The 12,949-nt window shown below is 31.1% G+C and carries 15 protein-coding genes; 8 read left to right on the top strand and 7 right to left on the bottom strand.

What is annotated here, in order from left to right; all coding sequences use genetic code 11:
• Positions 1–141 precede the first annotated feature (141 nt).
• The 4 genes from porQ (at position 142) to ACNC7R_RS12140 (ending at position 3,828) form a co-directional block, all read left to right on the top strand.
• Positions 142–1,161, top strand: coding sequence for a type IX secretion system protein PorQ (gene porQ / locus ACNC7R_RS12155; RefSeq protein WP_417941349.1), 1,020 nt, complete (start codon positions 142–144; stop codon positions 1,159–1,161).
• Positions 1,162–1,170: 9 nt separating this feature from the next.
• Positions 1,171–1,770, top strand: coding sequence for a murein L,D-transpeptidase catalytic domain-containing protein (locus tag ACNC7R_RS12150; protein WP_417941348.1), 600 nt, complete (start codon positions 1,171–1,173; stop codon positions 1,768–1,770).
• A 36-nt stretch (positions 1,771–1,806) separates the two neighbouring features.
• Entirely contained in the window at positions 1,807–2,499 is a 693-nt protein-coding gene (gene cmk, locus ACNC7R_RS12145; RefSeq protein ID WP_417941347.1) for a (d)CMP kinase, read from the top strand.
• A gap of 66 nt (positions 2,500–2,565) precedes the next feature.
• Positions 2,566–3,828 carry a nucleoside permease gene (locus ACNC7R_RS12140; RefSeq protein ID WP_417941346.1) on the top strand — a complete coding sequence of 421 codons (1,263 nt, stop codon included), beginning with the start codon at positions 2,566–2,568 and terminating at the stop codon, positions 3,826–3,828.
• Between the two features lie 79 nt (positions 3,829–3,907).
• On the opposite strand, the gene ACNC7R_RS12135 is transcribed toward ACNC7R_RS12140, so the two are convergent.
• From ACNC7R_RS12135 to ACNC7R_RS12110, 6 genes are all read right to left on the bottom strand, one after another.
• On the bottom strand, positions 3,908–4,378 hold the full coding sequence (locus ACNC7R_RS12135; RefSeq protein WP_417941345.1) for a nuclear transport factor 2 family protein: 471 nt from the start codon (positions 4,376–4,378) through the stop codon (positions 3,908–3,910).
• 49 nt (positions 4,379–4,427) lie between these two features.
• The gene (locus ACNC7R_RS12130) at positions 4,428–4,952 is read right to left on the bottom strand and encodes a hypothetical protein (protein WP_417941344.1); all 525 of its coding nucleotides are present in this window, start codon (positions 4,950–4,952) and stop codon (positions 4,428–4,430) included.
• Positions 4,953–4,970: 18 nt separating this feature from the next.
• Positions 4,971–5,441 carry a hypothetical protein gene (locus ACNC7R_RS12125; protein ID WP_417941343.1) on the bottom strand — a complete coding sequence of 157 codons (471 nt, stop codon included), beginning with the start codon at positions 5,439–5,441 and terminating at the stop codon, positions 4,971–4,973.
• A 6-nt stretch (positions 5,442–5,447) separates the two neighbouring features.
• Entirely contained in the window at positions 5,448–6,125 is a 678-nt protein-coding gene (locus tag ACNC7R_RS12120; RefSeq protein ID WP_417941342.1) for a peptidoglycan DD-metalloendopeptidase family protein, read from the bottom strand.
• 6 nt (positions 6,126–6,131) lie between these two features.
• Positions 6,132–6,797, bottom strand: a complete 666-nt coding sequence (locus ACNC7R_RS12115) for a spermidine synthase (RefSeq protein WP_417941341.1) — start codon at positions 6,795–6,797, stop codon at positions 6,132–6,134.
• A 294-nt stretch (positions 6,798–7,091) separates the two neighbouring features.
• On the bottom strand, positions 7,092–7,526 hold the full coding sequence (locus tag ACNC7R_RS12110) for a helix-turn-helix domain-containing protein (protein WP_417941340.1): 435 nt from the start codon (positions 7,524–7,526) through the stop codon (positions 7,092–7,094).
• Between the two features lie 303 nt (positions 7,527–7,829).
• On the opposite strand from ACNC7R_RS12110, the gene ACNC7R_RS12105 reads away from it, so the two are divergent.
• The 4 genes from ACNC7R_RS12105 (at position 7,830) to ACNC7R_RS12090 (ending at position 12,743) form a co-directional block, all read left to right on the top strand.
• Complete coding sequence (locus ACNC7R_RS12105) at positions 7,830–8,984, top strand: M14 metallopeptidase family protein (RefSeq protein WP_417941338.1); 1,155 nt, start codon at positions 7,830–7,832, stop codon at positions 8,982–8,984.
• A gap of 77 nt (positions 8,985–9,061) precedes the next feature.
• A complete protein-coding gene (locus ACNC7R_RS12100; RefSeq protein WP_007805990.1) occupies positions 9,062–9,541 on the top strand; it encodes an Lrp/AsnC family transcriptional regulator in 480 nt (159 codons plus the stop codon).
• An 88-nt stretch (positions 9,542–9,629) separates the two neighbouring features.
• Complete coding sequence (locus ACNC7R_RS12095) at positions 9,630–12,215, top strand: phosphoenolpyruvate carboxylase (protein WP_417941337.1); 2,586 nt, start codon at positions 9,630–9,632, stop codon at positions 12,213–12,215.
• A gap of 12 nt (positions 12,216–12,227) precedes the next feature.
• Positions 12,228–12,743 carry a DinB family protein gene (locus ACNC7R_RS12090; RefSeq protein WP_417941336.1) on the top strand — a complete coding sequence of 172 codons (516 nt, stop codon included), beginning with the start codon at positions 12,228–12,230 and terminating at the stop codon, positions 12,741–12,743.
• A gap of 1 nt (position 12,744) precedes the next feature.
• Here the strand turns inward: ACNC7R_RS12090 and ACNC7R_RS12085 are convergent, their stop codons facing one another.
• Positions 12,745–12,885: an SsrA-binding protein gene (locus tag ACNC7R_RS12085; RefSeq protein ID WP_417941335.1), complete on the bottom strand. Its 141-nt coding sequence runs from the start codon at positions 12,883–12,885 to the stop codon at positions 12,745–12,747.
• Positions 12,886–12,949: the final 64 nt, after the last annotated feature.

Below are 12,949 nucleotides of genomic sequence, written 5' to 3'. Positions count from 1 at the left end.
ATTGGAATTTCTTTTTTTGTAATTTTGTTTTGGATTACAAAATATGGATATATTTTAAGTTATATTTTTAAATTTTAATGTTTCAGAATTATAATTTTATCCATATATTTTCGTTCTGATAAGACTAGCCCCTGACAATACATGTTGAAAAAAAATATTCTGTTTTTTTTGTTGGTGAATTTTTCTCTGTCTTATGGGCAAATTGGCGGGCGATATGCCTATCAGTTTTTGAATTTGACAACTTCTCCAAGGCAGGCAGCATTAGGAGGAAAATCGATTACAATTTATGATGAGGATGTAAATCAGGTAATGTTTAATCCAGCTACACTAAACGCAGATATGGACAATCATCTGGCAATGAATTACGGAAATTATTATGGAGAGGCTTCTTATGGAACAGCTTCTTATGCCTATACTTACGATAGGCACGTACAGACCTTTTATGCCGGAATCAGTTATATAAATTACGGTACTTTTGAAGGATATGACGAGAATGGTCAGGCTACTTCAGATTTTACCGGTAGCGAGGGAGCTCTTTCGGTAGGGTATGCATACAATATTCCCTATACAGACATACATATTGGTGCAAACGCAAAATTGATAACATCCACTTTAGAAAGTTACAATTCCGTTGGTGGTGCGTTAGATTTAGGTTTTTTGTTCATTGATGAAAGAAATGATGTAAACTGGGCATTGGCAATACGAAATATAGGTACCCAGTTTACTACTTATTCCGGAATAAAAGAAAAATTACCGCTGGAAATTATTGCGGGTGTTTCGCAAGAATTGGATCATGTGCCTATCAGATGGCATTTGTCTTTGGAAAATTTACAGCAATGGAATATTTCTTTTTCTAACCCTGTACGTGGACAAGGGAATATTGATGGTTCATCTGAGCCGGAAAAAGTCTCCTTTGTAAACAATGCTTTGAGACATGTGGTTTTTGGAGTAGAATTTTTTCCTAAAAAAGCATTCAATATCCGATTAGGTTATAATTTCAGAAGAGGTGAAGAATTAAGAATTGAAGAACAGCGCAATTTTTCAGGAGTTTCATTAGGTTTTGGATTAAAAATGAATAGATTAAAATTTAATTATTCATATTCTAAATATACATTAGCAGCAAATACAAGTCTTTTTGGTTTAAATATTAATCTTCAATAATGATTTTAAATGAGAATATTTAATTTGATTTTAGTTTTAATAGTTTCAGGTGCTTTTATCAGTTCAAAACCTTACTTTAAAGATGAACCTAATAGCCTGGAAATAGAAAGAATTAATTTTAGAATTGATGAAATGAAATCAATGCTGAAAGATAATTCTAAATACAATTCTAAAATTGCTTTTTTTGTTGACATGAGAATTCCATCCGGTAAAAATCGTTTTTTCGTTTATGACCTGCAAAATAATAAAATAATAGATCAGGGACTTGTAGCTCATGGATGTGGTTCTGAAACCGGAATAAAAGGAGATTTGAAGTTTAGCAATGAACCTAATTCAAACTGCACTTCATTAGGAAGATATGTTATTGGGACTAATTATAACGGAATGTTTGGAAAAGCTTATCGATTGTCTGGACTGGATGAAACAAATAGCAATGCATACAAAAGAGCGATTGTATTACATCATTATTCAGCTGTTCCATACGAAGAACAGGATCACTATATTAGCCGGAGTCATGGTTGTCCAATGGTAAATGAACAATTTTTCAAAAGAATTGAAAAAATCATCGACTCTTCAAAATCAAACATCCTTTTAGATATTTATTATTAATAAGTAGTAAAAATTATTTTAACTAAAATTACCAACTTGAGAAATATTACTATTGCTATTGACGGCTTTTCATCAACCGGAAAAAGCACTTTAGCAAAACAATTGGCGAGTAAACTTGCTTATGTTTATGTTGATACCGGAGCAATGTACCGTGCAGTTGCCCTTTTTGCAATGAATAACAATTTTATTAAAGCCGATTTTTTTGACAAAAAAGCTTTAATTGATTCACTTCCTAAAATTCACTTAGAGTTTAAATACAACTCTGACTTAGGCTTTGCTGAAATGTACCTTAATGGAGAAAATGTAGAAAAACAAATTCGTACTATTGAAGTTTCCAGCTTTGTTAGTAAAGTTGCAGAAGTTTCTGAAGTTCGTGCAAAATTAGTCGAACAGCAACAGGAAATGGGAACAAACAAGGCTATTGTAATGGATGGGAGAGACATTGGAACAGTAGTGTTTCCAAAAGCTGAACTAAAAATTTTTATGACAGCCAGCGCTGAAACCCGTGCTCAGAGACGTTTTAATGAATTGCAGGGAAAGGGAGATAATGTTTCTTATGAAGAGGTTTTAAAAAACGTTGTCGAAAGAGATTACATAGATACACACCGGGAAGATTCTCCTTTAGTGATTGCTGACGATGCGATAGAAATTGATAATTCCTATTTAAATAAAGAAGAACAATTTGCCGCTGTTTTGGAGTTGGTAAACGAAGTTGTTAAAACTGTTTAATTTTTTGTAGATTTCATTTTTAATGGTAGTTTTACCGCTTCATTTATTTAATAGACAAATACTACTATGGATATAAAGCTAAGACTTACAATCATGAATTTTTTCCAGTTTTTTGTATGGGGAATATGGTTGATTTCATTAGGAGGGTATATGGGGCAGGTTTTTGGTCCTGTAGAAGGGAGTAGTATTGGATTATCAATTGGAAGAACATATGGATCAATGGGCTGGGCCAGTTTGTTCATGCCGGCTTTACTAGGTATTATTGCGGATAAGTATCTGAGTGCTCAAAAGGTATTGGGGATTTCTCACATTATTGCCGGAATTGCAATATATTTTGCTACCAAAGCAACTAACTCTACAGAGATGTACTGGATTATTTTTGCGACAAGTTGTTTTTATATGCCAACGATTGCATTAAATAACTCTGTGAGTTATGCGGTTTTAAATAAATTTAGCTTTGATGTCCAGAAAACCTTTACCCCAATCCGTGTATGGGGAACAGTAGGTTTTGTAATCGCTATGTGGATAACTGATTTAACGGACTGGAAATCAAATACGATTCAGTTTGTTTTTGCTTCAGTATCTATGATTATTACAGGGCTTTTTTGCTTTACGTTGCCCGATGTACCTGCTGAAAATAAAAACAGCAATCAATCACTTACAAGTAAATTTGGTTTAGACAGTTTTGTACTTTTTAAACAGAAGAAAATGGCAATATTCTTCGTTTTTGCAATGTTATTGGGTGCTGCATTACAAATAACCAATATGTTTGGTGATACATTTATAAGAGATTTTGGTTCTAATCCTGAATATCAGGGTACTTTTGGGGTTGAACATTCTGTTTTTATTATTTCGTTATCCCAAATTTCAGAGACTCTTTTTATCCTGACCATTCCGTTTTTCTTAAAACGATTTGGAATTAAGCAAGTTATGATTTTTAGTATGATTGCCTGGGTATTGCGTTTTGCTTTATTTGGGATAGGAAATCCCGGTTCCGGAGTTATTTTCCTGATATTATCGATGATAGTATACGGTATGGCATTTGACTTTTTTAATATTTCGGGTTCATTATTTGTAGAAAAACAAACAAACAGTAAAATCAGGTCAAGTGCTCAGGGATTATTTATGTTAATGACAAATGGTGTTGGAGCCATAATTGGAGGAGAAATGGCGGGTCGTACAGTGAGTTATTTTACAGTTGCCAATAAAATTCAATGGTCAAGCGTCTGGTTTTCATTTGCAGCTTATGCATTTGTAATTGCAATAGCTTTTGCAATTTTATTTAAATACAAACATGAACCAAAAGACTTGGAAAATTTACAACATTAATTAGAGAAATAAAATACAAAATAAATAATCCCACTTTTTTGTAGTGGGATTATTTGTTTATTATTAAGGAAGAATTTTTTTATTGAGCTTCTTGGAATTTTTTAAGTGAAAGCAGTGCCTGTTCTTTTATTTTATTTTGAAAAAAACCTGTCCATCCTAATAAATATCCGGTAATTCCGAAAGCTTGTTTCGACCATTTCCAGACATCAAAATTATCCGTATGTTTGATAATTAGCCCATCCTGAAAAAGAAATTCGGCAGAAACCTGATTAACTACTTTTCGATTTGTTTTACTAAATTTATAAGTGGCAACCCATCGGGCTGTTCCGGAAAATTCATCTGCTTTTATATTTGAAAATTCAATTTTAATGTCTCCTTTGCTCTTTAAAAGCAACATTTCCCACATTTTAGAAACCTGTTTTTCTTTTAAAAGACCAAAGACTGGATCGATAAAATGAACATTAGGATGGTAACATTCATTCATTGTTTTCGCATCCGCATTTGCGAACGCAGTATAAAATTTAGCAATTAAGTTCTCGTTAGGATTCATTATAACAAAATTAGGCTATAAAAGTAAGATTTTTTTTGGTTTAAAAAATTTATAAAGCACTAATTGCAGCAGCTGTATCAAAAGTTTTTTTCGATTTGTCAAAAGCTGTCGAAAAATAGTTTTTTCTGTTTAATGCTGTAAAATAGCCTGTTTGGTTTCCGAAAGTACTGGCATTGCTGGTAAGTATAAATCTAATGGCGTAAATATCAGTTTTTTTTAATTTCAAAAATTCTGCAGGAGTAAAGTAATAGTAGGAAGTAGTCTTTCCTTCTTCACTCTCCTTAGTGTTTCTATCAACACATGCAATTACATCAGCATTGACTAAATCAACATATACACCTCCTGAAATTTTGGTTTTGTCATTTCCGGTGGCAATAGTCAATTTTAGAATTCCGCCTTTATCAGTTTTCGCAATCTGTACTTCAATTTCTCCAGTAAGAATATATTTTTCACAGATAAAAGTATAATTTTCAGTCGCAGGAAATGGTTTAGAACCTTTCACACTTATGGTTTGCTGTGCACTCGTAAAAAATGAAATCAAAAGAAACGAAATAAAGGATAATTTAAAAGTCATAAGTGTTCTCTAGTTATTTTAATTAAATTTAGTATCAAATTTTTCATCCCAGTCCATTGATTTTATTGCAGAGATTAGATTTTCTTCGTTTACAAAAACACGGAGTTCTTTATTAGCAACCTTTTTCGTGTACAAGGCACGATATCTATAGATAGTTTTGCTCTTAGCCTTATAAACACCCTCAAGTTTTAAATCGACAAAGCTTCCATAGTATTGACGAAATCTTAAACAAGTTTTAGTTAAACGCTCTTGAGTTGTGTTTTCCATAACTGATTTTGTAACTTCTGTTTCATTAAAGGGTTTGAACTTTGATGTATTACACGTTTCAAGAACCCTTTTCCCTAATGAATAGGCCTTGTTTTGCTGACCAGAATTTATTTCGGCTTCTGAAACTTTTTTAATTTTTAAATCTTCAGTACTTCTGCTTATAGTTTTAGATTTGCAACTCATTAATAACAACAAACATATAATCAATCCTGCTTTCTTCATAACTATTTATATTATTTTTAATAATAAATTGGGATCCGGGCAGTTTTCCATATAAAAATTTAAATCATTTGTATTGCAGACACCAGGATAATCGCCCCAATAGTTTTCTATATCTTTAATAATTTGGAAATGTAAATGCGGAGCGTAATCTCCATTTACTTCTGAACTTCCAATGTTTGCCAGATGTTCTCCTTTTTTAAAAAAATCCCCCATTTTAATCCCTTTTAAACTTTCTAACGATAAATGTCCGTATAAAGTATAAAATTTTTGATTTTCAATTTGATGTTCCAAAATTATGGTTGGCCCATAATCTCCTAAGCCAACATTATTTTTAAAACTATGTATTCTTCCATTCAAAGCTGCAAAGACTGGTGTTTCTGCCTTTATCCAAAAATCAAGACCAAGATGAATATTACGCTCCGCAATCTTATTGTTTTTAAAAATCGAACTTCGTTGATACAAGTTTCTTGTTTCAATGTAACCACCGAAGGCTACTTCAGCATTATTTTTTTTTAAATACTCATTAATGTATTTTTCAAGATCAGTTGAATTCCCTAATTTGTTTTCTGTTAAATCCTGGTTATTTACAGATAAGTCTAAAGTTACATATTTTGAATAATCAATAGTAGAGTCAATAATCTTAGCAGGTAAACTGTTTTTTAATATAGAGCAAAGAGATTTCATAATACACTAAGCAACTTTTTCAATAATAATTAATTCGTTGTGCTGCTCTACACGAGGCAACATTTTAGTAGCATATAATTCAGTGTTAATTTCTGAAACATATTTACGATTCCTAATATTATGTTCTTCATCGAGTATCATAGTATTAAAAAGAACAAATCCCTGTTTATTTAATATAGATAAAATCTTTTCACTAAAAAAACGCTCAAATAAAAAGTTGGGCATATTGGTGTCTTCAAAAATATCAATGATAATGAGATCGTATTGGTGTTTAGTTTTTAATACAAATTCAAAAGCATCGTCAATAATAATTTCTAGTTGCTTAATTTTAGAAAGATGAAAATATTCATTGGCGATCTGAATCATATCTGCATCAATTTCGACTCCTGTTATTTTGCCCTTAAATTGAATTTCATCAATCAGGGTTTTTATAACACTTCCGCCGGCAACTCCTAAAACCAAGATGTGATTCATTTTCTGAATGGTTTCAAAACCAATATTTCTTAAACCGTACCTTAAGATTCGCTGCAAACTTCCATATGAATAATTGGTGTTTTCAGAATCTAAAACCAATTCACCATTGGTCCAGGTCACTTCAATCATTTTACTACGGGATGATTTTTTTCGGAATATTTTAATTGGTATTAAATAACTAAATACTTTTCGAATCATTTTTTGTGCTTTTACCAAATTTACCATTAATTTTTTTTATTCTGTACCTAATATTGAATTTTGATGAAGTGACTATTGTATAAAATTTATTTTCTAAAGCTAATAAGCTGTAAAATAGTTAGATCGAAAATGTTGAAATAAATCAAGATTTTATTTAGGAATTTAAGAAATGTAGTAGGTGAGTGGTTGAGTTTTCCGAGAGGGATAATAAGGACTGTTCCGTCTGGGGTTGATTGGAAAAGAGATTTTATTATCAATTGCTAGTGAAGAATTAAGTAAATAACTTTACATTTTTTACTTGGCTGAGTACGTTTTAAATGTTCCGTTTTTATAGAAAAGAACAATTTTTTCAATTTCTTTGTCTTCAAAATTCAAATTCAGGTTTTGAACGTCTAAAGAATTTTTATTTTCTTTAGAATTAAATTTAATTTCAGAGGCCGAATCTTTATTTGGTGAAACAGACTCAGACGACTGTGTAAATGCTGCACAAGTTTCATTATTGTTTTTTGGAAAATCTCCTTTTCCGGTCAAAAGCCAATACAAGTCTATTTCGGGGGAAACTTCTAAAATTTTCATCACAAAATCTAAGCTAGGTTTGTTTCGTCCTGATAGGAGATGAGAGATACTTGAACGCTGAACACCAATTTTATCTGCAAAGGCTGATGCGTTTAAACTATAATAATCCAGTACTGTTTCTAGTCTTTTTACAAATCCATCTGTGTTTAACATTGTAAACTATTGTCTTGAAATTTAGTTTTTACAAATGTAAACAAAAAAGAGTCTTTGTCGTAATTTTAGAATTATAAACGATGTTAAATAATCTATTTTGTTAAATTATAACTTTATTTTTTTTTGTGTTATAATTTTGATTTATAGCATTTTGATGTTTAGTTATGAAGTTGTTTTTTGAACAGGGATTAATTTGTTACTATTTTAGAAAAAAAGTTTACAATGTTGAAATATTAAAAAATTAATCGAATTGCTATTGTTAAAATAAAGATATTTACTTTTGTAAACTAATTAACAAATGCCATGGATTTAGAAGAATTATTTAATCAAAACAAAGAAATGTCAATTGAGGGACGTTATCTGACATTAGAACATATTCAGCCAATATTAGAAAGGATTAATACAGCCAATCAGGTACAGGTTGTTGGAAAATCTGTTTTAGGTAAACCTATATATACTTATCAAATTGGTACAGGAAAAACCAGAATTTATCTTTGGTCGCAAATGCATGGAAATGAAAGCACCACCACTAAAGCATTGTTTGATTTTATTAATGTTTTGAATAATGGTTCAGAGTTTGCGCAAAATATGCTCTCAGCTTTTACTTTTTGCTGTATACCAATATTAAATCCGGACGGAGCAGAATTGTATACTCGCGCCAATGCTAATGAAATTGACTTAAACAGGGATTCGCAAAATTTAACTCAGCCCGAAAGCAGGGTTTTGAGAGGGGTTTTTGAAGATTTTAATCCTCATTTTTGTTTCAATCTTCATGATCAGCGAACTATTTTTGGGGCTGGTACAACTGGAAAACCTGCTACTGTATCATTTTTAGCTCCTTCTTATAATGAAGAAAGAGAAATAAATGAAAATAGATTAAAGGCAATTAACTTAATCGCAGCAATTAATGATGAGCTGCAAAAATATATACCTGGACAGGTAGGGCGTTTTGATGATTCGTTCAATTTAAATTGTATAGGAGATACATTTCAGTATTTAGGAGTTCCAACAATTTTATTCGAAGCAGGTCATTTTCAAAATGATTACTCACGCGAGGTTACCAGAAAATATATATTCTTTTCACTTATTACCAGTTTTAAAGTGCTTTTCGAAAACGATATAGTTAATAATAGGATTAGTGAATATTTGAATATTTCACAAAATAATGTGGTTTTTTATGATTTTATGTATAAAAATGTCAAAATAAATTATGATGGTATCGAAATTATTACGAATTTTGTCGCACAATACAAAGAAGAATTGATTGACGGCAATATTCAATTTAATGCTTATATAGTTCAAGTAGGTGAGTTAGAAAATTTCTTCGGACATTATGTTTACGATGCAAAAGGCGCTGCATATTCAGATGATTTTACCAATTTTCCGAAACCAGATCAAAAAGCAAACTTTTATTTAAATAAAAACGTTAAATTTGTTAACGGACTGATAAAAAGTTAAATTTTATGTGAATTTGTTGTTTTTTATATATATTTTTATACTTTGTAATACAAATTAGTAATATTAATTAAAGAATTATGAGTAAATTTCGTTTAGATGAAGTAGATCACCAGATTTTAGATATGTTAATAGACAACACGAGGGTTCCGTTTACTGACATTGCAAAAAAATTGTTGATTTCGGCAGGAACTGTACATGTTAGAGTAAAAAAGATGGAAGATGCCGGGATTATAATGGGGTCTTCACTAGCCTTAGATTATGATAAGCTAGGGTATTCATTTATTGCTTATGTAGGTGTGTTTCTTAATAATACATCTCAGACAAAATTTGTATTAGAGCGAATTAATCAAATTCCATTCGTAACTGTAGCTTCTGTAACCACAGGTAAATTTAATATTTTTTGCAAAATTAGAGCTAAGGATACTAAGCATGCTAAAGAAGTTATTTTCATGATTGATGATATTGAAGGAGTTTACAGAACTGAAACCATGATTTCATTAGAAGAAAGTATTAATGATAAGAAGCGTTTGATGCATACTATTTTTAAAAATATGTAATATTTTTCTTGAATGCTATATTAATAAAAATATAACCTCAAGTTTTTCTTGGGGTTTTTTTATGACTAAATAACCAACAACTAAAATTATGTACACGTTACCAAAAATTGAACGTTTTAATCAGGATGTTCTCTCTAAATATCATATTTATAATAGTGTTTTTATAACATTACCCTTCGATTCAATTGATAATACTGGGGTTTTACTTCCATTGTTTACAGAAACATGTGAAACAGGTTTTAAAAAGCAGGAGACTCCAAAAGAAATTTTTGATTTTTTTTCAAATAAATTTTTAAATAACGCTTCTGAGACAGAAAAGATTGATTTGATGTTTCGGTTTATTCAGTATATTGAACGTCAAATAGTATTATTTGATGCTATTGAGGATGCTGCTTTTCCTGTTGTGAATAACATGGAAGGAAGAGGATCACTTCGTGATATAAAAGAAAAGTCTGATGCTAAAGAAAAGGATGAAGAATTAATTGATTTTCTTGAAAACTTTAATGTTAGGACTGTTTTAACAGCACATCCTACACAATTTTATCCGGGACCTGTACTTGGAATTATAAATGATTTAACTGAAGCGATCAGGCAAAATAACTTGTTAAAAATAAAACAATTGCTGGCTCAGTTAGGAAAAACTCCTTTTATCCAGAATGAAAAGCCAAATCCATACGATGAAGCAGTAAGTTTGATTTGGTATTTGGAAAATGTATTTTATGAAACTGCAGGAGAAATAGTGCATTATCTGCAAAAAAATATTCTTCAGGGAGAAGCTATTAAAAATCAATTAATAAAACTTGGTTTCTGGCCAGGAGGTGATCGTGACGGGAATCCGTTTGTAACTACTGAGATTACATTGAAAGTTGCTGAACGTCTGCGTACTTCAATTTTGAAATGCTATTATGTAGAAATGCGTAATTTAAAAAGAAAGTTAACTTTTTCAGGTGTAAATACTTTAGTTGCTGAACTTGAATATAAGCTTTATAGATCGGTTTTCTATTCTAAAGGTGAAATTTACATTACTTTAGAAGAATTGCTTACTCAATTAAATAAAATCAGAACCATTATTATCGAAAAACATCAGTCCTTATATTTAGATGAGTTAGAGGCTTTATTGGTTAAAATTAATTTGTTTGGTTTTCATTTTGCTACTTTAGACATACGTCAAAACAGTAAAATTCACAATGCTGTTTTTCATGATGTCGTGAATTATTACTTAAATTCAGATTCAAAAATATTCCCGGAAAATTATTTCGACTTGTCTGAAGATGAAAAATTAACTGTTCTTTCAAAGGTAAAAGGAAATCTGAATCCGGATGATTTTGAAAATGAAATCACCAGACAGACTTTAGAATCTGTTCAGGCTATCAAAACAATCCAGAAGAACAATGGTGAATCCGGAGCAAATCGTTACATTATTAGTAATAATGAAAGTGCATTGAATGTAATGGAAACTTTTGCTATGATTCGTTTAAATAACTGGGAAAATCCAACGGTTGATATTATTCCGCTTTTTGAATCGGTTGATGATTTACAAAATGCACATTCAATTATGGAACAGTTGTACACAAATCCTGAATATTCAGCGCATTTAAAATCACGTGGAAATAAGCAGACTATTATGCTAGGTTTCTCTGACGGAACAAAAGATGGTGGTTATTTAATGGCAAACTGGAGCATTTATCAGGCAAAAATAGAACTAACACAGATATCCAGAAAATATGGCATAAAGGTTATTTTCTTTGATGGACGTGGAGGTCCTCCTGCACGTGGAGGAGGTAAAACGCACAAATTCTATGCTTCATTAGGGCCTAAAATTGAGAACAACGAAATTCAGATTACTGTTCAGGGACAAACTATTAGTTCTAATTTTGGAACATTAGATTCCTGTCGTTACAATATCGAAAATTTACTAAGTGCCGGAGTAACTAATCAGGTTTTTGGTAAAGAAAAAAATGAATTAAGCGCAGAGGAGACAGCTATTTTGACTCAACTGGCTGGTTTAGGATATGAAAAATACTTAAGTTTTAAAAATCATCCTAAATTTATTCCATATTTAGAAAAGATGAGTACTTTGAAATATTACTCTAAAACGAATATAGGAAGCCGTCCATCCAAAAGAAGTAAATCGGAACAATTAGATTTTGCTGATTTGAGAGCAATTCCTTTTGTGGGTTCATGGAGTCAATTGAAGCAAAATGTACCTGGGTTTTTTGGAGTAGGTACTGCTTTAAAGCATTTTGAAGATACTAACCAGTGGCATAAAGTGAGTGATTTGTACCACAATTCACTATTCTTTAAAACACTTTTAGAGAATAGTATGATGTCATTAGCAAAATCATTTTTGCCACTGACTGCTTACATGAGAAAAGATCCTGAATTTGGTGAATTTTGGCAGATTATTTATGATGAATTTTTAGAAACAGAACGTCTTTTACTTAAAATAGCGGGTCATAAAACACTGATGGAAAATTATCCGGATGGTAAAGCATCAATTCAAATAAGAGAGCGTATCGTATTGCCATTATTGACAATACAGCAATATGCTTTATTAAGAATTAATGAATTGAATAAGGAAAATACTGTGAATCAGGATTTGATAAAAGTGTACGAAAAAATCGTAACACGCTCTCTTTTTGGAAATACAAATGCAAGTAGAAATTCGGCTTAAATTAATTAATCTATGTTAGCTTCAGATTTATCAACAAATGAATATTCTGTTTTTAATGCAACTTATATAAAAGCTGCTAATGATAAAACATTATTAGAGGGTTTAAAAGAAGGGTTGCCACAGCTGCTAAACTTTGTGAGAAATGTTCCGGCTGAGAAATTAGAATATCGTTATGCGGAAGGGAAATGGACAATAAAGGATATTGTCCTTCATATGATTGATACAGAGCGTATTTTCGCTTATCGGGCTTTAAGAATCAGTAGAGGAGACAAAACTCCTTTGCCCGGTTTTGAAGAAAATGATTATGTGCCATTTGCGGTTGCTAATTCCCGTTCAATAGAAAGTTTACTGGCTGAATATGAAAATGCCAGAAAGTCAACAATTAGTTTTTTTGAAAGTCTGAATGAAGATCAGCTTTTATTTATGGGGACTGCTTCAAATATGGCAATTTCTGTAAGAGCAATTGGATTTATTATTACAGGCCATCAGAATCATCACTTAAGAGTGATTTCAGAAAGGTATTTGTAATTTAATTTAAAGCACGTTTTGTAACATAGGCCCGATATGCGATAATTGCCAGTTGCCATTTTTTTGCTTTGGCTAAATCTAAACCTTGTTTAGTAAAGCTTGGTAAAAGGATTTTGTTTATTTTGGCTAAAATTTTATACATAACGAGTTATTTTTTTCAAAGATATAAAAAAGACTTTGCCGTTAAGCAAAGTCTTTTTTGTTAA

The organism is Flavobacterium adiutor, assembly GCF_048282555.1.
In the GTDB taxonomy this organism is placed as follows: Bacteria; Bacteroidota; Bacteroidia; order Flavobacteriales; family Flavobacteriaceae; genus Flavobacterium.
Note: the sequence above shows the minus strand (reverse complement) of the source record. Positions and strands in the feature narration are given on the sequence as shown.

Coding starts and splice junctions, on each gene's coding strand:
- porQ (WP_417941349.1), top strand. CDS start 142: ATGTTGAAAAAAAATATTCTGTTTTTTTTGTTGGTGAATTTTTCTCTG.
- ACNC7R_RS12150 (WP_417941348.1), top strand. CDS start 1,171: ATGAGAATATTTAATTTGATTTTAGTTTTAATAGTTTCAGGTGCTTTT.
- ACNC7R_RS12140 (WP_417941346.1), top strand. CDS start 2,566: ATGGATATAAAGCTAAGACTTACAATCATGAATTTTTTCCAGTTTTTT.
- ACNC7R_RS12135 (WP_417941345.1), bottom strand. CDS start 4,378: ATGAATCCTAACGAGAACTTAATTGCTAAATTTTATACTGCGTTCGCA.
- ACNC7R_RS12130 (WP_417941344.1), bottom strand. CDS start 4,952: ATGACTTTTAAATTATCCTTTATTTCGTTTCTTTTGATTTCATTTTTT.
- ACNC7R_RS12125 (WP_417941343.1), bottom strand. CDS start 5,441: ATGAAGAAAGCAGGATTGATTATATGTTTGTTGTTATTAATGAGTTGC.
- ACNC7R_RS12120 (WP_417941342.1), bottom strand. CDS start 6,125: ATGAAATCTCTTTGCTCTATATTAAAAAACAGTTTACCTGCTAAGATT.
- ACNC7R_RS12115 (WP_417941341.1), bottom strand. CDS start 6,797: ATGATTCGAAAAGTATTTAGTTATTTAATACCAATTAAAATATTCCGA.
- ACNC7R_RS12110 (WP_417941340.1), bottom strand. CDS start 7,526: ATGTTAAACACAGATGGATTTGTAAAAAGACTAGAAACAGTACTGGAT.
- ACNC7R_RS12105 (WP_417941338.1), top strand. CDS start 7,830: ATGGATTTAGAAGAATTATTTAATCAAAACAAAGAAATGTCAATTGAG.
- ACNC7R_RS12100 (WP_007805990.1), top strand. CDS start 9,062: ATGAGTAAATTTCGTTTAGATGAAGTAGATCACCAGATTTTAGATATG.
- ACNC7R_RS12095 (WP_417941337.1), top strand. CDS start 9,630: ATGTACACGTTACCAAAAATTGAACGTTTTAATCAGGATGTTCTCTCT.
- ACNC7R_RS12090 (WP_417941336.1), top strand. CDS start 12,228: ATGTTAGCTTCAGATTTATCAACAAATGAATATTCTGTTTTTAATGCA.
- ACNC7R_RS12085 (WP_417941335.1), bottom strand. CDS start 12,885: ATGTATAAAATTTTAGCCAAAATAAACAAAATCCTTTTACCAAGCTTT.